23 protein-coding genes are annotated in these 24327 nt (G+C 65.3%); 7 read left to right on the plus strand and 16 right to left on the minus strand.

Annotated elements, in window-relative coordinates; genetic code table 11:
- The first annotated feature begins 27 nt into the window (after window positions 1–27).
- The 5 genes from ectB to ISM_RS04165 all read left to right on the plus strand — a co-directional run bounded on the left by ectB (window position 28) and on the right by ISM_RS04165 (window position 5219).
- The gene (gene ectB / locus ISM_RS04145) at window positions 28–1320 is read left to right on the plus strand and encodes a diaminobutyrate--2-oxoglutarate transaminase (protein ID WP_040617841.1); all 1293 of its coding nucleotides are present in this window, start codon (window positions 28–30) and stop codon (window positions 1318–1320) included.
- Window positions 1321–1325: 5 nt separating this feature from the next.
- Window positions 1326–1733, plus strand: coding sequence for an ectoine synthase (locus ISM_RS04150; protein WP_009812863.1), 408 nt, complete (start codon window positions 1326–1328; stop codon window positions 1731–1733).
- Window positions 1734–1789: 56 nt separating this feature from the next.
- A complete protein-coding gene (gene thpD, locus ISM_RS04155) occupies window positions 1790–2728 on the plus strand; it encodes an ectoine hydroxylase (RefSeq protein ID WP_009812864.1) in 939 nt (312 codons plus the stop codon).
- A 9-nt stretch (window positions 2729–2737) separates the two neighbouring features.
- Window positions 2738–4195, plus strand: coding sequence for an aspartate kinase (locus ISM_RS04160; protein WP_009812865.1), 1458 nt, complete (start codon window positions 2738–2740; stop codon window positions 4193–4195).
- A gap of 118 nt (window positions 4196–4313) precedes the next feature.
- On the plus strand, window positions 4314–5219 hold the full coding sequence (locus tag ISM_RS04165) for a LysR substrate-binding domain-containing protein (RefSeq protein WP_009812866.1): 906 nt from the start codon (window positions 4314–4316) through the stop codon (window positions 5217–5219).
- Between the two features lie 2 nt (window positions 5220–5221).
- On the opposite strand, the gene ISM_RS04170 is transcribed toward ISM_RS04165, so the two are convergent.
- Genes ISM_RS04170 through ISM_RS04185 form a run of 4 tightly spaced genes read right to left on the minus strand, consistent with a single transcriptional unit; the run spans window position 5222 to window position 9027 of the window.
- Window positions 5222–6013, minus strand: a complete 792-nt coding sequence (locus tag ISM_RS04170; RefSeq protein ID WP_009812867.1) for a heme ABC transporter ATP-binding protein — start codon at window positions 6011–6013, stop codon at window positions 5222–5224.
- Window positions 6010–7080, minus strand: coding sequence for a FecCD family ABC transporter permease (locus ISM_RS04175; protein ID WP_009812868.1), 1071 nt, complete (start codon window positions 7078–7080; stop codon window positions 6010–6012). Before ISM_RS04175 ends, ISM_RS04170 begins: the two co-directional genes overlap by 4 nt.
- Before the next feature lie 4 nt (window positions 7081–7084).
- The gene (locus ISM_RS04180; RefSeq protein ID WP_156783309.1) at window positions 7085–7972 is read right to left on the minus strand and encodes a heme/hemin ABC transporter substrate-binding protein; all 888 of its coding nucleotides are present in this window, start codon (window positions 7970–7972) and stop codon (window positions 7085–7087) included.
- Window positions 7972–9027 (minus strand): hemin-degrading factor, encoded by a 1056-nt coding sequence (locus ISM_RS04185; RefSeq protein WP_009812870.1) that lies wholly within the window; start codon window positions 9025–9027, stop codon window positions 7972–7974. The genes ISM_RS04180 and ISM_RS04185 overlap by 1 nt, the downstream gene beginning before the upstream one ends.
- Window positions 9028–9248: 221 nt before the next feature.
- On the opposite strand from ISM_RS04185, the gene ISM_RS04190 reads away from it, so the two are divergent.
- The gene (locus ISM_RS04190) at window positions 9249–11249 is read left to right on the plus strand and encodes a TonB-dependent receptor domain-containing protein (RefSeq protein ID WP_050754107.1); all 2001 of its coding nucleotides are present in this window, start codon (window positions 9249–9251) and stop codon (window positions 11247–11249) included.
- A 130-nt stretch (window positions 11250–11379) separates the two neighbouring features.
- Here the strand turns inward: ISM_RS04190 and ISM_RS17890 are convergent, their stop codons facing one another.
- The 8 genes from ISM_RS17890 to ISM_RS04225 all read right to left on the minus strand — a co-directional run bounded on the left by ISM_RS17890 (window position 11380) and on the right by ISM_RS04225 (window position 17219).
- Window positions 11380–11805, minus strand: a complete 426-nt coding sequence (locus tag ISM_RS17890) for a GFA family protein (RefSeq protein WP_083780896.1) — start codon at window positions 11803–11805, stop codon at window positions 11380–11382.
- A gap of 198 nt (window positions 11806–12003) precedes the next feature.
- Window positions 12004–12942 (minus strand): energy transducer TonB, encoded by a 939-nt coding sequence (locus ISM_RS04195; protein ID WP_009812873.1) that lies wholly within the window; start codon window positions 12940–12942, stop codon window positions 12004–12006.
- The gene (locus tag ISM_RS04200; protein ID WP_009812874.1) at window positions 12939–13328 is read right to left on the minus strand and encodes an ExbD/TolR family protein; all 390 of its coding nucleotides are present in this window, start codon (window positions 13326–13328) and stop codon (window positions 12939–12941) included. The genes ISM_RS04195 and ISM_RS04200 overlap by 4 nt, the downstream gene beginning before the upstream one ends.
- Window positions 13325–13711 (minus strand): ExbD/TolR family protein, encoded by a 387-nt coding sequence (locus ISM_RS04205; protein ID WP_009812875.1) that lies wholly within the window; start codon window positions 13709–13711, stop codon window positions 13325–13327. Before ISM_RS04205 ends, ISM_RS04200 begins: the two co-directional genes overlap by 4 nt.
- A complete protein-coding gene (locus ISM_RS04210; protein ID WP_009812876.1) occupies window positions 13704–14372 on the minus strand; it encodes a MotA/TolQ/ExbB proton channel family protein in 669 nt (222 codons plus the stop codon). The genes ISM_RS04205 and ISM_RS04210 overlap by 8 nt, the downstream gene beginning before the upstream one ends.
- On the minus strand, window positions 14369–14815 hold the full coding sequence (locus tag ISM_RS04215) for a hypothetical protein (protein ID WP_009812877.1): 447 nt from the start codon (window positions 14813–14815) through the stop codon (window positions 14369–14371). Before ISM_RS04215 ends, ISM_RS04210 begins: the two co-directional genes overlap by 4 nt.
- 140 nt (window positions 14816–14955) lie before the next feature.
- Entirely contained in the window at window positions 14956–15750 is a 795-nt protein-coding gene (locus tag ISM_RS04220) for an alpha/beta fold hydrolase (RefSeq protein ID WP_009812878.1), read from the minus strand.
- Window positions 15750–17219: an aldehyde dehydrogenase gene (locus ISM_RS04225; RefSeq protein ID WP_009812879.1), complete on the minus strand. Its 1470-nt coding sequence runs from the start codon at window positions 17217–17219 to the stop codon at window positions 15750–15752. The genes ISM_RS04220 and ISM_RS04225 overlap by 1 nt, the downstream gene beginning before the upstream one ends.
- Before the next feature lie 119 nt (window positions 17220–17338).
- Between ISM_RS04225 and ISM_RS04230 the strand changes: the two genes are divergently transcribed.
- The gene (locus ISM_RS04230) at window positions 17339–18265 is read left to right on the plus strand and encodes a 3-hydroxyacyl-CoA dehydrogenase family protein (protein WP_009812880.1); all 927 of its coding nucleotides are present in this window, start codon (window positions 17339–17341) and stop codon (window positions 18263–18265) included.
- A gap of 68 nt (window positions 18266–18333) precedes the next feature.
- Here ISM_RS04230 and ISM_RS04235 read toward each other — a convergent pair whose 3' ends face one another.
- The 4 genes from ISM_RS04235 to ISM_RS04250 all read right to left on the minus strand — a co-directional run bounded on the left by ISM_RS04235 (window position 18334) and on the right by ISM_RS04250 (window position 24281).
- Window positions 18334–19290, minus strand: coding sequence for an ABC transporter substrate-binding protein (locus tag ISM_RS04235; RefSeq protein WP_009812881.1), 957 nt, complete (start codon window positions 19288–19290; stop codon window positions 18334–18336).
- A 62-nt stretch (window positions 19291–19352) separates the two neighbouring features.
- The gene (locus ISM_RS17665) at window positions 19353–20894 is read right to left on the minus strand and encodes an ABC transporter permease (protein ID WP_009812882.1); all 1542 of its coding nucleotides are present in this window, start codon (window positions 20892–20894) and stop codon (window positions 19353–19355) included.
- 4 nt (window positions 20895–20898) lie between these two features.
- Window positions 20899–21960 carry a quaternary amine ABC transporter ATP-binding protein gene (locus ISM_RS04245; RefSeq protein ID WP_009812883.1) on the minus strand — a complete coding sequence of 354 codons (1062 nt, stop codon included), beginning with the start codon at window positions 21958–21960 and terminating at the stop codon, window positions 20899–20901.
- The gene (locus ISM_RS04250; protein ID WP_009812884.1) at window positions 21957–24281 is read right to left on the minus strand and encodes a DUF1989 domain-containing protein; all 2325 of its coding nucleotides are present in this window, start codon (window positions 24279–24281) and stop codon (window positions 21957–21959) included. Before ISM_RS04250 ends, ISM_RS04245 begins: the two co-directional genes overlap by 4 nt.
- Window positions 24282–24327 lie beyond the last annotated feature (46 nt).

Here is a 24327-nt window from a genome sequence, read left to right on the forward strand (position 1 = left end):
CCACATCTCAGATTGAAAGGACGTCGCATGCCTAAGGACATGACCGACAACACGACTATTTTTGAACGCCGCGAGAGCGAAGCCCGCTCCTATTGCCGTGGCATGCCCGCCACCTTCGCCAGCGCCAGCGGCTCGCATCTGACCGATGCCGAGGGCAACAGCTGGATCGACTTTCTGGCAGGCTGCTCGTCGCTCAACTACGGCCATAACGACCCGGATATGAAATCGGCCCTGATCGACCATATCGCGGGCGATGGCATCGCCCATGGTCTCGACCTGCACACCAACACCAAGGCCGGGTTTCTCGAAGCGTTCGAGCGTCACATTCTCGAACCGCGCGACATGGACCACCGGGTGATGTTCACCGGCCCCACCGGCGCCAATGCCGTCGAAGCGGCGATGAAAATCGCCCGCAAGGTCACCGGCCGCGACAACATCATCGCCTTCACCAACGGCTTTCACGGCGTGACGCTGGGCGCGCTCGCGGCCACCGGCAACGCCTATCACCGGGGCGGCGCGGGGACCGAGCTCAAGGGCGTGACGCGCATGCCCTTCGACGGGTTCTTCCCCGGCGACACAGACACCGCCGATTTCGTCGAGGCGATGCTTAACGACAGCTCCGGCGGCGTTGACGCCCCGGCGGCGATCCTGCTCGAAACCGTGCAGGGCGAAGGCGGCCTCAACGCCGCGAGCCCCGACTGGCTGCGCCGCATCGCCAAGCTCGCCAAGGATCACGGCGCGCTCCTGATCATCGACGACATTCAGGCCGGCTGTGGCCGCTGCGGCGGCTTCTTCTCCTTCGAGAACATGGGCGTCACCCCCGACATCGTCACCATGGCAAAATCCGTCTCGGGCTTTGGCCTGCCGATGGCCATGGTGCTGGTCCGCCCGGAGTATGACATCTTCGGCCCGGCCGAACATAATGGCACCTTCCGGGGCAACACCCACGCCTTTGTCACCGCCCGCGTCGCGATCGAGAAATTCTGGGCCGACGACAGCTTTGCCCGCGCTCTGGCCGAGAAGGAAACGCTGGTCCATGATGCGCTGGCCGACATTGCCGCCCTCATCCCCGACGCCCGCCTCAAGGGCCGCGGCATGATGCAGGGCGTCGATGTGGGCTCGGGCGATCTGGCGGGCGACATCTGTGCGCGCGCCTATGACAAGGGCCTGGTCATCGAAACCTCGGGCAGCGAGGACGAAGTGATCAAGGTGCTCGCCCCCCTCACCACCCCTGCGGAAACCTTCCGCAAAGGGTTCGACATCCTGCGCGAGGCCACCCAAGAGGCCCTCGCCGCACCCAACAAAATCGCAGCGGAGTAACAGACATGATCGTCAGAGATTTCAACAAGATCGTCGCCTCGGAACCCGACCGTGTGGTCACCGACGCGAAATGGAGCTCGGTCCGCATGCTGCTGGCTGACGACAACATGGGCTTTTCCTTCCACATCACCTTTCTCGAGGAAGGCTCGGAGCACACGTTCGAATACAAGAACCATTTCGAAAGCGTCTATTGCATGAAGGGCAAGGGCTCGATCACCGATCTGGCCACCGGCGAAACCCATGAGATCACGCCGGGCGTCATGTATGCGCTCGACAAACATGACCGCCACGTGCTGCGCGCCGAAGAAGAGTTGGTCATGGCCTGCTGCTTCAACCCGCCGGTCACCGGCAATGAGGTGCACCGCGAGGACGGCTCCTACGCCGCCCCCGACGAGCTGACAGAAGACGCCTGATAAAGGGCGCAAATCACCACGGACACCGGGACGGATCACAGGAAAGGAGACGCAACATGAACAAAGTAAGTGACATCAAGAGTGACGCCAATGCGGACCTGTACCCGACCCGGCTCGCCACCGGCGAGGTCTGGCGCGATCGCGTCGATCCGGTGATCTGGGGCGACAAGACCCCCACCGATCACCTGAGCCGCGACGATCTCGACCGCTACGAGCGGGACGGCTATCTGGTCAAACACGACCTCTTTGCCGATGACGAGGTCTCGGCGCTGCTCGACGCGGCGCAGGATCTGCGCAATTCGGCCCCCGAACGGCTCGGCCCCAATGCGATCCGCGAACCGGGCTCGGGCGATCTGCGCACGCTGTTTCAGCTCGAGACCCATCACGATCTCTTTGACCGGCTGTCGCGCTCGGAACGGGTCGCGGGCATCGCCCGCCGCATCCTCAACGACGAGGTCTACCTGCATCAGTCGCGGCTCAATTACAAACCGGGCTTCACCGGCAAGGAATTCTACTGGCACTCGGATTTCGAGACCTGGCACGCCGAGGACGGGCTGCCCCGGATGCGCGCCCTCTCGGCCTCGGTCCTGCTCACCGACAATGACGCGCTCAACGGGCCCCTCATGCTGATGCCCGGCTCGCAGATGCATTACGTCGGCTGCCAAGGCGAAACGCCCGAGAACAACCACAAAACCTCTCTCAAGAAACAAGAAATCGGCACGCCCTCCCCCGAGGCGCTGGACTGGATGGCGAAGAAATTCGGCATCGATTACGCCGCGGGCAAGGCCGGGACCGTGATCTTCTTTGATTGCAACACGATCCACGGCTCGAACGGCAATATCACGCCCTTCCCGCGCTCCAACGCCTTCTTCGTCTTCAACGCCCTCTCGAACCAGCCCCGCGACCCTTTCGCGGCGGATGACCCGCGCCCCGAATATCTCGGCACCCGGTCCGAGATCGCGGCGCTGCGGATCGAGGACGCGCCGCTCACATAGGACAGACAGATGACCGACACGACACGACAGACCCACACGGTCGAGAAAATCGGCGGGACCTCCATGTCCCGCCTCCGCGAGCTGCGCGACACGCTGCTCATCGGCACCCGCAAACCCGCCGATCTCTACAACCGCGTCTTCGTGGTCTCGGCCTTTGGCGGCATCACCAACCTGCTGCTCGAGCACAAGAAATCGGGCGAGCCGGGGGTCTATGCCTCCTTCGCCAATGACGACACCGCGCATCGCTGGCATGATCAGCTCGACCGCGTGGCGGACGCCATGAAAGAGGCCCATGCCGCCATTCTCGACCACAAGGCCGACCTGCTCGAGGCCGACCGTTTCGTCGACGAACGCATCCACGGCGCCCGCGGCTGCCTGATCGACCTGCAACGGCTCTGCGCCTATGGCCATTTCCGCCTCGATCAACATATGGGCCAGACCCGCGAACTGCTCTCCGGTCTGGGCGAGGCGCATTCCGCCTTCACCACCACCCTTTTGCTGCAACGCGCCGGGGTGAACGCCCGGTTTGTCGATCTCTCGGGCTGGCGCGACGAAGGCAATGTCTCGCTCGACGAACGCATCCGCGACGCCTTTGCCGGCATCGACCCTGCGAGCGAAATGCCCATTGTCACCGGCTATGCGCAATGCGCCGAAGGCCTGATGGGCGAATATGACCGGGGCTATTCCGAGGTCACATTCTCGCGGCTCGCCGCCCTGACACAGGCCCGCGAGGCGATCATCCACAAGGAGTTTCACCTCTCCTCCTGCGATCCCAACCTCGTCGGCCCTGACGCCGTGCGCAAGCTTGGCCGCACCAATCACGACGTCGCCGATCAGCTCTCCAACCTCGGGATGGAGGCGATCCACCCCAAGGCCGCCAAGACCCTGCGTCAGGCCGGCGTGCCGCTGCGCGTGACCAACGCCTTTGAACCGGACGACCCCGGCACGCTCATCGACGACCTGCCCGCCGACAGCGCCGCCGTCGAAATCGTCACCGGGCTCGACATCGTGAGCCTCGAGGTCTTCGAACAGGATATGGTCGGCGTCAAAGGCTATGACGCGGCCATTCTCGACGTGCTGGCGCGGCACAATGTGCGCATCGTCTCCAAGGTCTCGAACGCCAACACGATCACCCATTATCTCGACGGCTCGCTAAAAACGCTGCGCCGCGTGGAAAAGGATCTGGCAACGCTCTACCCCGCCGCCGAAATCACCACCCGCCGCCTGTCGCTGGTCGCCGCCGTGGGCCGCGATCTCTCGGGCCTCTCGGTGCTGACCCGCGGGCTGCAGGCCATCGCCGCCGCCGGGCTCGAGGCCATCGGCGCCACCCAGGGCCCACGCAATGTCGATGTGCAATTCATCCTCGACCGCGCTGATATGGAGCCCGCCATTCGTGCCCTCCATGGCGCGCTGATCGAAAAACCTCAGGCGCAGAGCGTTCGCCAAGAGCTCTCGCACGCCGCCTGATCCTCTGGCCGCGCCTCCCCGGGCGCGGTCACCCCAGTCCTGATGAGAAGGGCTTGAGATAAAGGCACAGAAATGCCCAAATAGGCGCATCCATCTCATCTCACAGGGCGCATCCCCCATGAAAATCGGCCGCAAATGGGTCTCGCTCAACGCGCTGCAAACCTTCGAGGCGGCCGCCCGTCACGAACATATGGGCCGTGCCGCCGCAGAGCTCAACGTGACCCAAAGCGCGGTGAGCCATCAGGTCCGCGCCCTCGAAACCGCCCTGGGCATCGCGCTCTTTGACCGGCGCGGGCGGCGGATCGAACTGAACGCGGCGGGCGAACGGCTCTTGCAATCCATCCAGTCGGGCTTTGACGAAATCTCCGCCACCGCCCTGTCGCTCACCGCCGATCGCTACGCCGGTCAGGTGTCGCTGGCGGTGCCGGTCTCGCTCATGGTGGAATGGCTCAATCCGAAACTGGCCGAGTTTCTCGACCTCTACCCCAACCTCACCCTCCGGCTGAGCTATTCCGACCGCGCCATGACCCTGCTGCCCGCCGATGTGGACATGGCCATCGTCTTCTCCGCCCATGTCTTTCCGGGCTTCCGCGTGACCCCCTTCATGCAGACCGAGATCTTCCCGGTCTGCGCCCCCGAACTGGCCCGTGGCGGGCTGCCGCTCGACCCCGCGATCCTGCGCAAATCGACGATCATCCATGAGGACAATGGCGAGACATGGGCGCATTGGTTCGCCCATCGCGGGCTCGAACAATTCCGCCCCTCCCGCGACATCTACGCAGGCTCGCATCACGATGCCATGGCCTTTGCCCGGCGCGGCGCGGGCTTTGCCATGTCCGACTGGTTCCTCGGTGGCGCGACATTGCGGGCGGGCGGGCTGGTCCAGGCTTTCGGCCCCGGCACGATGAAGACCGACGGCTATTTCCTCGTGACCCGCACCACCGCCACCCCCGACAGCGCCGCCACCGCGCTCGCCGATTGGCTCCTGCGCGAAGTCTCCCGCGCCACCGAGGCCCAGCCCTAGATTTACCCCCCGGCCCCCGCCGCCTGTGGCAAGAGATAGGGCACCGCGCCCACCGGCGGCGTGTTGAGCCTGAGCCGACAGCCATAGGCCGCGCTCAGCACCTCATCACAGAGCACCTCGCCCGGCGTCCCCTCGGCCCGCACCTCGCCCCGCGCCAGCAACAGCACACGATCCGCGAACATCGCCGTGAGGTTGAGATCATGCATCACCGTGATCACCCCGCCACCGCCATCGGCATAGTCGCGCGCCACCTGCATGATGCTGAGCTGATGACCGATATCGAGGCTCGCCACCGGCTCGTCGAGGAAGAGCCAATTGGCCGCCCCCGCCCGCACCGGCTGCCAGACCTGACAGAGCACCCGCGCCAATTGCACCCGCTGCTGCTCGCCGCCCGACAGCGCCTGATAGCGCCGCGCGCCAAAGCCCGAGAGCCCCACCGCCGCCAGCGCCCGCGCCCCAAGCGCCGGATCACCGGCCGACAGCCCCGACATCAACCCGATGCGCACCACCTCATCCACCGTGAAGGGAAAGGCCAGATGCGAGGCCTGCGGCAACACCCCGCGCCGCTGCGCCATCCGCGCCGCGTGCTCCGGCCCCACCGGCTCGCCGCCAAGATGCACCTGCCCCGCATCGGGCCTGAGCTCGCCGGTCAGCACCCGCATCAGCGTCGTCTTGCCCGACCCGTTCGGCCCGACAATCGCCGTGACCTCGCCCGCCCGCGCCGTGAGACCCACCGCGCGCAGCAAGCCCCGCCCGCCGATCTCGACATCAATCTCCCGTGCCTCGACGCTCATAGCCCCATCACCCCACGACTGCGCAGCAAGATCCAGAGGAAGACCGGCGCGCCGATCAGCGCCGTCACGATCCCGATGGGCAATTCCGCCGGGCCGATCACCACCCGCGCGATCACATCCGCCCACAAGAGCAGCGCCGCGCCCAGAAGCGCCGCATTGATCAACAGCGGCCCGTGATCCGGCCCCGTCGCCAGCCGCAGCAGATGCGGCACCACGATGCCGATGAACCCGATCACCCCGGTCATCGCCACCGCCGCGCCCGTGGCCACCGCCACCGTCAGCACCGCGAGCCGCTTGATCCGCTGCACCGGAATGCCGAGATGCAGCGCCGTCGCCTCGCCAAGGCTCAGCGCGTTGAGCGCCCGCCCGAGGCCGAGCGCAGCGGCCACCGACAGGATCAACAGCGGCGCCACCGCCCCGAGCTTGGCCCAGCTCGCACCGCCGAGCGACCCGAGTTGCCAGAAAGTGATGTCGCGCAGCTGCTGGTCATCGGCCATATAGATGAGCAGGCCCATCCCCGCCGCCGCCAGCGCCCCGAGCGCGATGCCGGCCAAGAGCATCGTCGCCACCGAGGTCTGCCCGCCCCGGGTCGCCACCACGTAAAGAAGGCTCACCGCCGCCCAGCTCCCGAGGCAGGCCGCGACCGGTACAAGGTACTGACCGAATACCGTCGCAATACCGACGGGAAGCAGCCCCCCCAAAACGATGGCACTCACCGCCCCGAAGGCCGCGCCGCTGCTCACGCCGACGATGCCCGGATCGGCCAGCGGATTGCGAAACAGCCCCTGCATCACCGTGCCCGACACCGCCAGCCCCGCCCCGACCAAAAGGCCAAGCCCGGTGCGCGGCGCACGAATATCCCACAAGATCACCCGCTCCATCTGGCTGATCTCGGCGCCGCTCAGCGCCCGCCAGACCCCCTGCCAGAGCGACGTGCCCGAGGCCCCGATGGCAAGGCTCGCAAGGCAGGACCCGAGCAGCAACAGGCCCAGCCACAGATGCGCCCTGCGCGCCCGTGATTGGCGCAACCCGTTGAGGATCATGCCATTTTCCGTGGCCGCCACCATGACGTTAGCCCCCGTAGAGCGCGTGATTGAGGTCCCGCACCGCCGCGCCAACCCGCGGGCCAAAGCCCAGGAGACGCAGCCCGTCCATCCGGATCACCGCGCCGCTCTCAGCAGCCGGCGTCGGCTGAAACGCCGGCAGCGCCAAAAGCTCTTTTGCCGCCATGTCATGATCCCCGCCGCGATCCATCATGAGGATCACATCCGGCCGCGCGAGGCTCACCGCCTCATCGGTCAAGGGCTTGTAGCCACTGAACCCGCTCACCGCGTTGACCCCACCGGCCAGCTCGATCACCGCCTTCGCCGCCGTCTCATCGCCCCCCGCCATGATCCGCCCCCCTTGCGCCGACAGCACGAAAAGCACCCGTTTCGGCGCGTCGCCGGCCTGCGCTTTCGCGGCCTCAGCAGCGGCGTCCAGCGTCGCCAGAACCTCGCCCGCCAGCGCCTCGGCCTCCGCCTCACGGCCCAGCACCGCGCCGACCATCTCGATCCGCTTCACGGTCATGTCGCGGCTAAACCCTTCGGGCAGCTCGATATAATCGACATCCGCTGCCCTGAGCAACGCCACCACCTCGGGCGGACCCGCGCCCTCTTCGGCGAGGATGAGATCGGGGGCCATCGACAGAACCCCCTCTGCAGACAACGCCCGGACATAGCCCACATCCGGCAGGCTCAGCGCCTCGGGCGGATAGTTCGACGTGGTGTCTCTTGCCACCAGCCGCGCCCCCGCACCCAGCGCATAGACGATCTCGGTTGCCGTGCCGCCAAGCGTCACGATCCGCTCTGAATCTGAGGCAGCCTCTGCTGCAGCTTCTGCCCGCAGCCCGGCCCCGAGGCCAATCACCGCCGCCGTCAGCCCAAGCAACGCGCCCCGTCGTGTAAACCTGCCGCGCATCATACCACCTCCTCGGCCAGACCGGGCAGCCCCGACACGAGACTGCGCCAGGCCGGACGGCTGTCCCGCCCTTCCTTGCCCACGCCAAAGATCTGCAGGATGAGCCCGCCCTCGGCATCGAACGCCTCAAGCGACACCGCCGGACCGCGCTGCGTCGGCTTGTCCACCGCCCAGACCTCGGCAATATGGTCGAGCCGCAGATGCAGGTTGAACCGCGGGTCCATCACATTCTGCCACGGCCCCATGGGCTTGAGCGTCTGGATCGGCCCGGAATGGATCTGGATACAGCCCCGGTTGCCGACAAAGATCATCACCTCAAACCCCTCTTCCGACACCTCCTGCAGCGCCACATCGACCGCCTCGGGGGCCAGCGCCCGCACAAATGGCGCACCGGCAATCCGGTAGGCCCCGAGCCGGTTCATCCGCAGCTTAGACGTGAGTCGCAGAAACTGATGCGTGTCGGTCATCCGCGCCCATTCCTTGCGCAGGATGTCGAGCTTGGCCGGCTCAGACTTTGCCACCTCGGTGGGTTGGCGCGCCGCCAGCTCGATCTGCGGCGACTGATCCGCCAGTGTCAGCCGCGCCTTGAGCCCATCCCAGGCCCCGACAGTCGAACTGTCGCGCAGATGGATCTTGTGCACCGCATCCCCGGCCGCATCAAAGACCTGGAGGCTGCGCCGCAGCCCCAGATCGCTCTCGCGCTCGACCATGAACCCATGGCACCAATGCGACGGGAACATCCGCATGTCGATCTCGTCGCCGAGAACCATCGAGGCATGCTGGCCCGACCGGTAATTCTCATAGCGCCCGACGCGCTCATGCACACAGCTCTCGTTGCGGGTCAGCGCCATCACCTCGCCAAGCTCTCCGGCCGCCCCCATCACCGCATCGGGATGCGGGTCGATCCGGGTCACCCCCGCGCCGCAATCCGCCGCGACGAGCCGCGCCTCGGTGATGCCCAGCCGCGCCGCCAGATCGCGGTCGCGCAGTTTCGCATGCTCCGCACGCGCGGCACGGATCTCTTCAGGGGTCGGGGTCGGCATCAAATCAGCCATGTTCACCTCGTGGAAATTGGGGGTCCATGGCTGCACCGCACCGGGTCTCGGGGCGCGACGTGGCTTCCGGCGATTTTGCTGCCGGATAATTCTTGACAGTTTTAGTCTGAAAAACTAAGGCCACACAAGAGCCTTTTCTCACACCTCTGAAAACTCGCCGCGCAAGCCCTCCGCAAGCCACTCGGCCAATAACGCCCACTGGCACAACGGAAGGACAAACCATGACGCGACATGCGCGACACACACTCTTGGGAACCACGGCGCTGAGCCTGATCCTCGCAGCCGCCCCCGCCCTCGCACAAGAGGCGGACGACGGTTTTCTCGGCACCATTTCACTTGGCAAGAGCAAACGCGAAGTGGCCACCGACACCGCCACCGCCGTGACCGAAATCGACAGCCGCGAGATCGCCGACCGGCAAGCCGGGACCATGGCCGAACTCATCGATTCCGTCCCCGGCGTGACCCTCGTCAACGGCGCCACGGCGCAGGGCTCGGGCATCAACATCCGGGGCTACGGCGCCAACAGCACCTATGGCACCGACCAAAAGGTGCTCATTCAGGTCGATGGCGTCACCCGCGGCAGCGAAGAGCTCTACCGCATCGGCAATCAGCTCTTCACCGATCCCGCCCTCTACAAAGAGGTCGAAGTGATCCGGGGCACCGTCGGCTCGTTTGAATATGGCTCGGGCGTCGTCGGCGGCGTCGTGCGGCTCGAAACCAAGGACGCCTCGGATTTCACCGGCAGCACCCCCGGCTTTGCCTATCGCCAGACCTTCGAGTTTCAATCCAACGGCGCCGGCCTCACCGCCTCGAGCATCCTCGCCTGGCAGCCCACCGAAAAACTCGAATTCCTGCTCAGCCACACCCGCCGCACCCTCGGCACCCAGAGCGATGGCGATGGCAATCTGATCAACCCCGCCGCCAATGATGTCGACGATCCCTCCTGGCTCGCCAAGGCCCGGCTCACCTTTGGCGACAATGACGAACATAGCCTGACCGCCTCCTACACCAGCACCGAGAGCACCGAATATGACGTGCCCTACGACAGTTTCGGCACCACCACCTTTGGCAATGTCGACCGCGAGGTGAACAGCGAAACCTTCATGCTGCGCTATGGCTACAACCCGCTCGGCAATGACCTGATCGACCTCACGGCGCAGCTCTCCTATGCCAATGAGGAAATCATTCAAACCGCAGTGATCCCGGGCAACCCGCTGCTCGACGCCGATCATCAGTATGAAACGACCACTCTGACGCTCAAGAACCGCGCCCGCTTCGACACCGGCGCGCTTGGCCATTCGCTCGTCACCGGGGTCGAGCTCATCAACCGCAAACGGCTCAACGCCTCCTCGGCCCCGGGCGGCGAAGATGACCGCTGGGCGGTCTTCGCGGTGGATGAAATCCAGATCGGCGAGGCCTGGACCGTGACCCCGGCCCTGCGCTACGAAAGCTCGACAATCCAGGGCTCGACCGCCCCCAATGACGGGCGCTACAGCAATGACGCGCTGATGGGCGGCCTGTCGCTGCGCTATGCCTTCGGCAATGGCTGGTCCGTCTTCGGCAGCGCCGCCTATACCGAGGTCCTGCCGCCCATCGACGATCTCGACAATATCGCCCGCGTGACCCAGAGCGAGAAATCCCGCACCTATGAGATCGGCGCCGCCTATGAGCGCCGCGATGCCTTCCGCGCGGGTGACAGCCTGTCGTTCAAGATCAACGCCTATGACACCAAGCTCTGGGATGTGACCTCCTTCGTCTCGACGACCATCGTCGGCGGTATCCCGGTCTTTACCGATCTGGACGAGATCAACACCCAAGGCATCGAGATCGAGGCCTCCTACGCGCTGGAAAACGGCCTCTATATGGATGCCAATCTCAACATCGCCGATGGCTCGGAAACAACCGCCGCCCAGATCGAACAGGACTGGCGCAATCTGGCCGCCAATTCCGCGCGCCTGACCCTCGGCAAGAAGATCGGCGAAACCTATGACTTTAGCTGGGAAGCCGTCGCCGCCGATGACATCACCGTCAATGGCGTGCGCTCCTCGGGCTATGTGACGAATAACCTGCGCGCCACCATCGCCCCGCAGAGCGGTGTCTGGGCCGGGACCGAGTTCCGCATCGGTGTCGAAAACCTCTTCGATAAACAATATCAGCCGCATCTCTCGACCCGCGCCGCCACCGGCCGCAACGTCAAGCTGACGCTGGCCAAGACCTTCTAAGCAGAAGCAAACCGGCAAAACGCCGGACAAGGAATGTGTCCCAACTGGCGCGGTCCCCGGACCGCGCCTTTTTTGCGCAGCGGGCAACCCGAGACGCTATAACCTGAAGGAAAATCAGCCGCTCTCCCGACTACTGATACCCGTCCGGGTCGTTGGGTGAGTGAAGCAATGTGCCTTCGAACGCGTCGAGATCATCCGTCATTTGCAGCCAAGGCAACTTGCTTTGCTTGTTGACGTGAAAGGTCGGCTTGAAATCCTCCGGGCGTTCCAGCGAGGCGGCATAGAGATGCATACCGCCCGGATAGTGATCCGCTTCAAACCCAATGGGCGACCCGCATGTCCCGCAAAAATGCCTGAAAACGCCCTTCGAGCTTTCATAAGTGCGAGGCGTATCACCTGTCCACTCAAAGCTCTTCTTCGGCACACCGAACCAAGCAACCACCGGCGCGGCACAGTTCCGGCGGCAGTCATCGCAATGGCAATAACAGGTCCATGTTTGATCCCCCACATAGGACCAACTTGTTTTCTGACATAGGCAATACCCGCGTGTCGTCATTCGATCTTCCTCCGACCCTCCGCGAATATAGGACGCAGGCGGGGGAAGGGTGGGATGTTTTGGGACATTCCATCGGCTAAAAACGTCGAAGCTGAGGGTCAATTCACCCTCAAACCCGCCAACCGCCTCAGGCAAGCGCACATCCTCCGAACGCCGCCTATCGCTGAGACACGCCCCGGCACCCGGCCCTCGACCGGCTCACCCGCCCTTGATGTTGATCGAATAGGAGCGCCGCGCGCCCTGGGGGGGCGGCGGGAACGGGGCCGCCCGCTGCACCACCCGCAGCGCCGCACGGTCGAGCTCGGCATGGCCCGAGGATTTCGCGATCGACACCGCCGCCAGCCTGCCATTGGGCGCGATGGTAAAGGCCACCACGGCCGTGCCGCGCCGTCCGACCCGGGGCCGCGACACGCGCGACAATTTCTTCATCACCTGACCGGGGTAATTGCTGGCCCGGGCATTGCCCGCCTCGCGGTTCTTCTGCCCCTGCGCCACGCCCTGCTGCGCCGCCTTGGCCCCTTCGCGCCCGGTGGCCGATCCGGCCCGCGCGTTCTGCTTGGCATTGCCCTGCGGCGCGCTCGCGGCCTTCTTCTGCGGCTTTGGCGCCTGCTTTACGGGCGTCTTCGGCGCGGGGGTCTTGGCCGTCTTTTGCGGCTTGGGCGGCTCTTCCCGGGTCCGCTGCTTGGGCCGGACCGAGCTTTGCGGCGCCACCTCGTCCTGCGCCTCGACCGTCTCTTGCGGCAGCACCGGCGCGGCCATCTGCGGCGCAGGCGTGAGGACCGTCGCCCGCTGCGGATCATGCGACGGCGTCAGCGCCGGGGTCACCGGCTGCGCCATCTCGGGCTGCTCCTCTGAACGCTCTTGCACCTCCTGCGGCTGCTCAACCGGCGTCTCGACCGGCGTGGGCGGCACCAGCGCCGCCTGCTCCACCGGCTTGCTCATCTCCTCAGCCGGCTCGGCGCTGAGCGTCCCCGCCGCCATATCGGCAAAGCTCGACCCGATCCGCGCCTCCGCCGCCCCGGCGCCGCTCTCCACCTCCACCGGCGTCTCGCTCACGAACCCCACGACCAACGTGCCATGCAGCGCCAGCGCCGCCACCCCGGCCATCAGCTTGGCCCATCTCGACGTCACGATCATTGCAGCCCCCGTTCCGTCACCACCAGCACCCGCGCGGCCCCCGCCCGGCGCAGCTCCGCCGTGAGCGTGACCAGCGCGCCCGCGTCAAGATCGCGGTCCGGCACCAGCCGCACGGCGATCTCCTCGCCCTCGGCCTCACGCGCCGACAGATAGGCCTCCGCCGAGGCCACATCCGCGCCGCGATAGCTCAGCCGCCCATCGGCATGAACCACCAGCGCATCGGGCGGCGCGATCCCGTCGAGCTCTTCGGTCTTCACCAGCTTCAACTCGGGATCGAGCGGCTGCGCCAACGTCCCCGCCACCATGAAGAACACCAGCATCAGAAAAACGATGTTGATGAGCGCGATGGTCGGCTCGCGTTTCGATCTCTGCCGTGGCTTGATCATGACGCCCCCAACACCGTGACCGACAGGTTGCCGACACCGCGCAGCACGCCCAGCAGGTCAATAAGCCGCTGCGCATTGACCCCGTCCTGCAGGCTCACCAGTAAGGGCTGTTCGCCCGCCTCCGGCATCTCGCCGCGCACCAAATCTTGCAAAGCATCCAGCGCCACCTCGCGCCCATTGAGGCTGAGCCCCTCGGCCCCGAGCCGCAGGAACATCGGCCGGGTCTCGCCCTGTACGGCCCCCGCGCCCGAGCCCGCCGCGCTCAGCTCGACCTCGGCGAATTTGGAAAATGTCGAACTCAGCATGAAAAACAGCAGCAACAGAAAGATCACATCGATGAGCGACGTCATCGAGAGCTTTCGCCGTGCCTGCCGTTTACGCATGGCGCGCCTGTCCCGCGACGGGCATCTCTGCGCTCGCGGCCGAAACCCCGCGCCCCTGCGGATGCAGCACCGACAGGATGGCGTGATCCGCAATCACCCGCTCCGCATCCATCCGGCTCTCGAACCAGCTCAACACCATCGACGTGGGCATCGCCACCGCAAGCCCCACCGCCGTGGTCAAAAGCGCCACCCAGATGCCCCCGGCCAGGATCGACGGATCGACCTGCGACCCCGCCTCCTGCAACGCCTGAAACGCCTGGATCATGCCGAGAACCGTGCCAAACAGCCCCAGAAGCGGCGCCAGCTGCGACACCGTATCGAGAAAGCGAAAGCCCCGCTCAAGCCGGGCAAACCGCGCCTCGGCCTCGCTGCGCAACCGGTCGAGATCATCGGCCTGCCCCGAAAACCCCATATCGATCACCGGCGCGAGATAGCTCTTGGACCGGCCCAGCGCCGCCCGCGCCGCCGCCCGGTCGCCCGCGTCCCAGGCCGTCACCGCCTCGCGCAGCGCCTTGTGCCGCCCGACGCCCGCCCGCAGAAACTGCCAGAGCTTGTAGAAGATCACCGCAACCGTGGCGATGGAAGTGGCAATGAGAACCAAAACGACCGGCCCGCCCAGATCGGCGGCCTGCATCACGGCGGATTTGACAAGCTCGATCATCCCAGCACCTCGATCTCGGTCCGCGACGTCACCTCGAGCCCCGCCTCACAGGCCCCCTCGTCGAGCGCCGCCGCCTCACAGGCATGCGCCCCGTTCACCAGGATCTGCCCAAGCCCGTCGCAGGGCGTGCCCGAGACCGAAAACTGCCGCACCCGCGGCCGCTTGGCCGGCAATTGCCCGAAATCAAACAGCGTGAGCCGATCCACCTGCCCCGCCTTGTCAAAGAGCACCGTCTCATAGACCGCCCGCGCGATATCCGCGTCATGGCCATTGATCACCACAAAGGTGAGCATACAGCCCCCCTCGCCGGATTGCGCCGCATTGAGCTCGAGCGACAGCTTGCCCTCAAGGCTCTCGTCAGCAGGCTTGACCGCCTCTTCGGCAATCGCCGCCTGCGCGAGAAACGCGGCGCTGAGAACGGATAGGATCGGGGATATACGCATCGAGGGGGCTCCGGCTGGGTGGCAGAGAAACTCTATCTGTCCCTGGCTCAGAGGCGCCCCCCTTGGCTCGGTCTTGCGAGCGGACTCACCACATTTCGGCGCCGCCTTCAATACCTAAATGAAATAGTCGGAATTATCCGCTAGTCCGGCAACCGCCCCAGAAACCCGCGCAGCGGCCCAATGAAACTCTCCGGATCCTCGATCAGCCCGAGATGTTTCTGCCCCGGCAGGATCTGACAATCGCTGCCTTCGATCTCGGCCGCAATGGCCCGGCTCATCGCCGGGGTCGAACCGCTGTCCTCCTCGCCCGTCATCACCAGCGCCGGACAGATGATCGGCGGCACGGGCCGGATCAGCTCGCGCACCCCATGCGCCAGAACCCAGCGATGCGCCGCATAATCCCCCGGATCATTGGCCAGCACCGCCGCCCGCACCCGCGCCACGCTCTCGGGCTGCGCGGCGCGAAACTCGGGCCGAAACCACCGCTCGAGCGCCGCATCGATGGTGGCAAAGGGCCCGCCCTCGCCCGCCGCCTGCGCCTGCGCCTCGACCCGCGCCTGCAACTCCTCACCCCGCTCATGCGGCGAATTGAGAATGCCGAGGCCGCGCACCCGATCCGGATGATCCATCGCCACCCGCCGGTTGATCATCCCGCCGAGCGAAAACCCCACAAGCGCCGCCCGCGCCACCCCAAGCGCATCCATCAGCGCAATCACCTGCTCCGACAGCGCCGTGAGGCTCGCGTCGCCCGGCGGCGTGGCGCTCTGCCCATGACCGTTGAGATCATAGCGGATCACCCGATACTCCCGCGCCAGCGCCGCGCCAATCGCCTCCCATGTCACCGCCGCCGTGAGGCCAAGACCATGGATCAGCACCACCGCCGGCGCGCCCTCCGGCCCGCTCACCTCGTAATAGGTGCCGCCCGCCCAAGGCATCAGCGCGCCACGAACATCGAGCCCAGCGGCTCGGACGAGGCGTTCATCCACACCGTCTTGGGGCGGGTGTAATCATACATCGCCTGAAACCCGCTCTCGCGGCCATAGCCCGATCCCTTCATGCCGCCGAACTCCGCCACCGGCGAAATCGCCCGATAGGTGTTGACCCAGACGATCCCGGCCCGCACCGCCCGCGACATGCGCAGCGCCCGCGCCCCGTCGCGCGTGAAAATCCCCGCCGCCAGCCCATGCTCGGTGTCATTGGCCAGCCGCAGCGCCTCGTCCTCCGTGCGAAACCGCAGGACCGACAGCACCGGGCCGAACAGCTCGGTATCGACGATATGCAGATCCGGCGAGGGACAGTCGATGATCGTCGGTTCGAAATACATCTCGCCCGCCTCGGCCCGCTTGCCACCACAGAGCACCCGACCGCCTTCCTCGACCGCTCGCGCCACCTCGCGCTCGATCGTCTCGAGCTGCCCAAGCGTGCAGAGCGGCCCCATCTCGGTCTCCTCCGCCATCGGATCACCGATCTTGACCGCGCGGGCGATCTCGACCATCCGGGCGAGAAACGCATCGGCCACATCCTCATGCACGATGAGCCGCGAGCCCGCGACACAGCTCTGCCCCGAGGCCCCGAAAATCCCCGCGACCGAGCCATTGACCGCGCTTTCGATGTCGGCATCCTCGAACACGATAAAGGGCGATTTCCCGCCAAGCTCGAGCGACACTTCGGCGAAATTCTTGGTCGAATTCATCAGCACATGCCGCGCCGCCCCCGGCCCTCCGGTAAAGGAAATCCGCGCCACCAATGGATGCGAGGTAAGCGCCCGACCGCAAGGCTCGCCATGGCCGGTGACGATATTGACCACCCCATCCGGAATGCCCGCCTCGGCAATGAGCTTGCCGAACTCCAGCATCGCCGCCGAGGCATGTTCCGACGCCTTGAGAACCACCGTGTTCCCCGCCGCCAGCGCCGGGCCGATCTTGACCGCCGTCAGGAAGAGCTGCGAATTCCACGGCACGATGGCCGCGATCACACCCAGCGGCTCGCGATGGGTAAAGACGAACATATCCGGCTTGTCGATGGGCAGCGTGTCGCCATGGATCTTGTCGGCACAGCCCGCATAGAAGTGAAAGAACTCGGCGATGTAATTCGCCTGCCAGCGGGTTTCCTTGAACATCTTGCCGGTGTCGCGGGTCTCGATCTCGCCGAGCCGCTCGGCGTTGTCCTTCAAGAGCTCCGCCAGACGGCGCAGACAATGGCCCCGCTCCGTCGGTGTCATCCGCGACCACGGCCCCTCGTAACAGGCGGCGTGGGCAGCGCGCACCGCCCGGTCGACATCCTCTTCCGTGGCTTCAGGGATCTTGGCCCAGACCTTGCCATCGGCGGGCGAGACCGTATCGAAACTCGCGCCATCCCCGGCCGCGACCCACGCCCCATTGATCAGCATCTCAAAGCTCTGCATTCTCATCCCTTTCACACGCCTGCTGCGCCGCAGGATGTCAAAGCCCGCATCATTTGAAAAACAAAAGTTTTCGCAGGATGAATTCGAAGAACGCGAAGCTTGAACCGGCAGGAGCCCCCATGACCGCTGATCTCGACCATCTCCCCATCACCATCCTCGGCGCCGGTCTGATCGGCATCGGCTGGGCCGCGCTCTTTGCCCATCACGGCGCGCGGGTGACGCTCTGGGATCCCCAGCCCGAGACGCTCAAGACGGCGCCGGACCGGCTCGCCAAACCGCGCGCCGATCTGACCGAGCTCGACGGTCACGGCCCACGCGGCGACATTCACTTCGTAAGCGACATCGCCGCTGCCCTGCGCGAACCCGCGCTCATCCAGGAAAACGCGCCGGAAAGCATCCCGGTCAAACATGCGCTCTATGCCGAGATCGAAACCCTGGCCCCGCCCGAGGCCATCCTCGCCTCGTCGACCTCCTCGCTGACCTGGGACGATCTCGCCCCCGGTCTCACCGATCCGCAGCGGCTCATCACCGCGCACCCGTTCAACCCGCCGCATCTCGTGCCGCTGGTGGAACTCTACGGCCCCGACCCGGCGCGGCTCGACCGGGCCGAGGCGCTCTACCGCGCCGCCGGTCGCGTCCCGGTCCGGCTCAACATTCCCGCCACCGGCCATATCGCCAATCGGCTCGCCTCCGCCCTCTGGCGCGAGGCGGTGCATATCGTCGCCGAGGGCATCGCCGATGTCGAAGCGGTGGACCGCGCGCTGATGCACGGGCCGGGGCTGCGCTGGTCGGTACTGGGCGCGCATATGGCCTATCATCTCGGCGGCGGCGCGGGCGGCATCGCCGGCTATCTCGACCATCTCGGCCCGAGCCAGGAACGCCGCTGGCAGGATCTCGGCACGCCGCGCCTCAGCCCGGAGATCAAGGACACGCTCATCGCCGGCGTCGCCACCGCCTGCGCCGGGCGCGACATCGCCACGCTCGAGGCCGAACGCGACGCCGCACTGATCGCGCTCTTGCGGGCACGCGCCAAACCCCAGACATGACAACGCCCCGCCGGGGGATCGATCCCGGCGGGGCGTCCTGATGTGCGTTGGATCAGCGCTGGATCAGCTTACTTGATCCACTCGTTGACCACATCCATGTTCTCGGCCACCCATTCCTCGGCCACGTCACGCGGGTCGAGCTTGTCACGGCCGATCTTGAGGATCCAGCCATTGACCACTGCCGGGTCGAGCTGCATCTGGCTCAGGAACTTGGCCACCGGCGGGTTGCGGGTCTCGAGCGACTTGGAATAGGCCACGAAAATCTCGGCATCCTTGCTCGCACAGGCAAAGCTCGACGCCTCGAGCCAATCTTCCTTGTCGAGATCGACATCCTCACAGCCCTCGGTCCGCGCCGGTTCCTCGATCGCGGTCAGGTCATAGGCGGCATGCACCCATTCCGGCGTCCAGTAGTAGAACATGATCGGCTGTTCGCGTTGCACCGCGGTCTTGAGCTGCGCCTTGAAGGTCGCATCCGGCAGAACCTCGGGCTCCCAGAGCTCGGACAGACCATAGCTCTTGAACTTGACCTGCCACATGCGCGTCGATTTCCAGCCCGCATCCCCGGCCCAATACTCGCCCTTGCCATTGCCGTCCTTGTCGAACATCGCGGCAATCTCGGGGTCCTTCAGATCCTCCATCGAGGTGATCCGATCGGCCATATAGGAGGGCACATACATCTTCTGCGTGCCGAGATAGGGCGAATTGTGGCCCACCGTCTGCGCGCCGTCGATGAACTCATCCCAGAGCGCCTGCCGGTTCGGCATCCACAGATCGGTATAGACATCGGCCGAGCCATCGCCCTTGTCCATCCCCGCCGCGATGATCGACCCGTCGGACAGACCGGCCACGATCTTCGCCTCCGACCCGAGCGGCCCTTCGATCACCGCCTGGATCACATGGCCGATGGCCTGCGCCCCGGTCCAGGTGAGATCGCCAATCGCGACCGTGGCATCCTCGGCCGCCATCACGCTCGCCCCCGAGGACAAGAGCATCGCGCCCGCCAGCATATGTGTCATCTTTTTCATTGGTGTTTTCCCTTTCCTGTTGGTTGTGCCGCCCCCCTCCGGGACGGCACGTTTGGTCGTTATTAGTTTTGCGTATTGGCCTTCTGCACCACCCGGTCGATCATCATCGCCAGCAATGCGATCCCGATCCCCGCGAGCACACCGCGCCCGGTCTCGGTATTCTCCAGCGCCTCGGTCACGATATAGCCCATGCCGCCCGCGCCGATCAGCGCCGCCACCACGACCATCGAGAGGCTCATCATCACCACCTGGTTGATCCCGGTCATGATCGACGGCATCGCCAGCGGCAGCTCCACCTTGGTCAGCAATTGCCGCGGGTTGGCCCCAAAGGCGAGCGCCGCCTCCTTGGTATTCTCCGGCACCTGCAGGATGCCCAGCGCCGTAAGACGCACCATCGGCGGCATCGCAAAGATCACCGTGGCGAGAATGCCGGGCGGCTTGCCGATGGAAAAGAACGCAATCGCCGGCAGCAGATAGACAAAGCTCGGGATCGTCTGCATTACGTCGAGGATCGGCGTGATGATCGCCTTGCCGCGCCGCGACTTGCTCACCCAGATGCCGAGCGGCAGACCAAAGACCACACAGATGATCGAGGCCGCCACGACAAGCGACATCGTGTCCATCGCCGTCTGCCAGAAGCCAAAGAGCGCGAGATAGGCGAGCGACGCGCCGACAAAGATCGCGGTGCGCGGCCCCGCCGTCCGATAGGCCACGAAGAGCAGCACCGCCATGGTGATCGGCCAGGGCGTGCCGACAAAGACCGAGGTGATCGCCCCGAGCATGCCGCGCAGCACATTGGTAATGCCGTCAAAGAGGAACCCGTAGAACACCGTGAGATAGCTGATCCCGTCATCGATGCTCTGCGACACATAGGTGTTGAGGCTGACGGGCGGCGCATCGGCGCTCGGCGCGGTGCGCTTGATCACCCGCTCGCCATTGTCGTCGCGCGGATAGCTGATCTCGTCCGGCCGGTCGATCCAGATAAAGGTCGGAAACTCGCCGATCACGAAACAGTCGAACCGATCCTTGAACGGCACCGCTTCGCCTTCGGCCAGCGCCCGATCCTGCTTGATGCAGGTCCGCTCATCCGGCGCGAACTGCGTCGTGCGATAGAGCAGCAAGGGCGCGATCAACGCCACCACCAGCAGCCCGAGCACGAGCCGCCGCATCTCGACGCCGTTGTTGACGCTGTGATCGGTGCGCCATTTCTCATATTGCTTGGCATAGAACCGGTCGGCCAGCCATCCGAACAGGATGCGCCCCAGCACAAAGGTGACAATCGCCCCGATGAGATGGGTCTGCGACCAGCCTTCATAGCGCGCCACGAGATAGGCCTTGTCGGCATTCTCAACCGCCGCATTCGAATATTTATAGACCAGCGCAAGGTTCACCGCGGTGATCAGATCGATGACAAAGCCTATAACGAAGAGCCCCCAATTGCCGCGCAGCGCCGCCCAGACGAAACTGCCGATCATGGCGGTCACATTGACATGGCCCCGGCCAAGCGTGGCCTTTTGGATCTTCAGAAACACATCGGCGTAATAGCTGCCGTTGTGGCCCGCGAAATCGAGGAATGGTTTGCGAATATCGGTGTCGCTGCTCATGGTCTCACACCTCTCCCTGAATGCCGCGGAGAAGGGCGTCCTTGGTGACCACCCCCACCGGTTTGTTGTCGCTCATGATGACGATCGGGTTGTCCTGACCGACCACCCGGCCCACCAGCGCATCGAGGTCATCCTCGGGATCGGCCTGCGGACATTGATCGATGGGCGGCAGCTTGCGACCGCCCTGCTCATAGGCCTCCACCGGGCGCATCACCGAATGGGCAAAGATCAGCTTGAGCTTGGAAATCCCGGCCACGAAATCCGCCACATAATCATCGGCGGGCTGGGTCACGATCTCTTCCGGCGTACCGGTCTGCACGATCTCGCCATCCTTCATGATCGCGATCCGCGACCCCATGCGAATGGCCTCATCAAGGTCATGGGTGATGAACAGCGTGGTCTTCTTCATCGTCTTCGACAGCGCCAGGAACTCATCCTGAAGCCCGCGCCGGATCAGCGGATCGAGCGCCGAAAAAGGCTCGTCCATCAGCAGGATATCAGGATCGGCCGCCATCGCCCGGGCCAGACCCACACGCTGCTGCATCCCGCCCGACAGATCGCCCGGCAACCGGTCGCCATAGCCCTGCAGGCTCACCAGCTCGATCACCCGATCGGCCAGCTCGGCACGGGTGAAGGCATCCACGTTGCGCAGCTCGAGGGCAAAGGCGATGTTGTCGCGGACCGTGCGATGCGGCAACAGCGCCATGTTCTGAAACACCATGCCGATCTTGTCGGCCCGCATCGCCCGAAGATCCTCGGCCCCGAGCCCGTTCACATCGACCCCGTTGATCAGGATCTCGCCGCCGGTCGGCTCGATGAGCCGGTTGATATGGCGCACCAGCGTCGATTTGCCGGACCCCGACAGGCCCATGATGCAAAACACCTCGCCTTCGCCGACTTCGATCGACACGTCCCGCACGCCGACCACGGCCTGAAACTCTTCGAGAACCTCCGCCTTGCTCAGGTTGTCCCGGCGCACCGCCGCCATGGCCTCTTCGGCGCGCGGGCCAAAGATTTTCCAGACGTTGCGCGTGACGACGACATTCCGTTTGGGTTCTGTGCTCATGCCCTCGCCTTCTCTCTCTTGGGATCGATAAAGGGCAGGTCCACCACCGTGGCGGGCAGCCGTTTCATATGCCCGTCCAGTCGCCCCACCTCCAGCGTGCCGCCGGTCTCGGCGCATTCAATCGCGACCCGCGCCATGGCAATCGCATGGCCCAGCTCATGCGACATGGCCCCGCTGGTGACCACGCCGACCTGTTCGCGGCCCACAAAGATCGGATCGCCATGATGCGGCGCCTCCATCCCGGTGAACTTGAGCCCGACGAGCTTGCGGCGCGGTGCCGTGGCATTCCGCTCCAGCGCCTCGCGGCCGATAAAGGCGGGTTTCTTGAAATCCACCGCAAAGCCCAGACCGGATTCCATCGCATCGCTGTCCGGGCCAAACTCGGCCCCCGCGATCATCAGCCCGGCCTCGAGCCGCAGCGGATCGAGCGCGGCACTGCCCATCGGGGTCAGCCCGTGCTTTTCGCCCGCCGCCATCAGACCGTCCCAGATCTCCACCGCGTCATTGCGATCACAGAAAATCTCGTAGCCGAGCTCACCGGTGAACCCGGTGCGGCACAGCATGAACATCGGGCCATCCCGGTCATGCAGCCGCGCCACGGTGAAGCCGAACCACTTGAGATTGTCGAGCGCCGGACGCGACGGCTGGGTGAACACCACTTCGCGCAGAATATCGCGCGACTTCGGCCCCTGAATGGCAAGGTTCTGCACCCGGTCGCCCAACGACAACACCCGCACATCGAGGCCCAGCGCCTCGGCCTGCTCCCGCAGATGCAGCGCCGAATTGTCCGAGCCACAGCACCAGCGGAACGCGGTATCCTCGAGCCGGAACAAGGTCCCGTCATCGAGAACACTGCCCCGCGCGTCGCACATCAGCGCGTAAAAGCCGCGATGCTGCGATAGCTTGGCGACGTCACGCGTCATGCAATGCTGCAAGAGCTCGACGGCATCCGGCCCGACCACGTCGAACTTGCGCAGCCCCGACATGTCCTGAATGGTCGCGGCCTTCTTACAGGCCCAATATTCCTCGACCGTGCCGGTGGCATCGAAATGCACCGGCATCCAAAGGCTCCGCGCCACGTGGAACGACGTGGTAAGCTTGGAGGTGCGCGGGTGAAACGCCGAATGCCGGGTCAGCTGTTCGGCATCCTCGGGATTGGCCCGCCATGAAACGGAATGTGTAATCGAACTGTCCTCCTCGTAGATGCGGACATGAATATCTGTGGGGTTCCAGCCGTTGATCGGGTCGACGTCATCGGGACAGGCGGTCGAAACACAGACCAGATCGGTCAGCGCCTCCATCACCACGTGATCGCCCGGCCGCGACCACGCCTCGTCGCTGGCGATCCGGTGGTCGGCCTGATCGATCCAGGAGTTGAAGAAGAAATTGATCGCGGGCCAGGCCTTGCGCGCCTGAATGCCATAGGGATCAAAGGCCGCGCTGATATTGTCGGAACAGTTGAGATGCCCGGGAAAGCCGCGCTCCTCATAGCCCCGCGCCGTACAGGCGAGCGCAAACGTGTCATGCCGCCCGACCGTGTCCTGGCGCACCGACAACAGCGGGCGAATGTCCTGATCAAAGAATTTGTCATGCAGACCGGGCGACGGATAGGCATTGCGCGCCATGGTCCGCGACACGGTGCTGTCGATGAACCGCTCGACCCCCGCATCGAGCGACGAGGCCCGCATCGCCATGAAATCCGAACATTGCTGGCCCTCGACATCGATGACCTGCACGAACTGCCCGCGCTTGAGCTCATAGGCGAGCGCCGTACCCCGGCTCACCCGCCATTCATCCACCACCTTGCCCAGCGGATCGGGCAGGATCACGTCACTGCTGCCCCCCGCCGGCGGCTGCACCCGAACCGCGAAGCGACCGCCGCCGCCTACGCTGAGAAACTCCCGGCTCACCGGCGCGATCACAAAGAGCGTCGCATCCTCGAGAACCTTGGTCACGAAAAGCTCGCCCGCCTCGGTCTCGGCATCGAAAATCTTGCAGCCCGTCGCGCCCTCGAGACTGCTGTCCCGCGACGCCGCCAGCCCCGCCATCTCCCGCGCGTCAAAGCTCTCGGGATCGAGGGTCACCTCCGCCGCCGCCCCAAGATCGAGCGCCGCGGCCGAAAACTGCCGCGCCTCAGGCCCGAGCGTCGTGACCCAGGCCACCCCGCCGCCGTCGACATTGGTGATCGACAGGATCGACCCGGCACGCACCGAAATCCGCCCCGCCTCGCCCCAGCGCACATCCACCGCCATCGGGCGCGAGGATTTAAGCCCCTGGTACCGCCGGCGCGCCAGCGGGTCTGACAACTCTGTGCCAATCATTCTCATACCTCCGTGACGCTCTGCTTTCCGGCGCCGATTCCAAATT

It is taken from the genome of Roseovarius nubinhibens ISM (genome assembly GCF_000152625.1).
Taxonomy (GTDB): domain Bacteria; phylum Pseudomonadota; class Alphaproteobacteria; order Rhodobacterales; family Rhodobacteraceae; genus Roseovarius; species Roseovarius nubinhibens.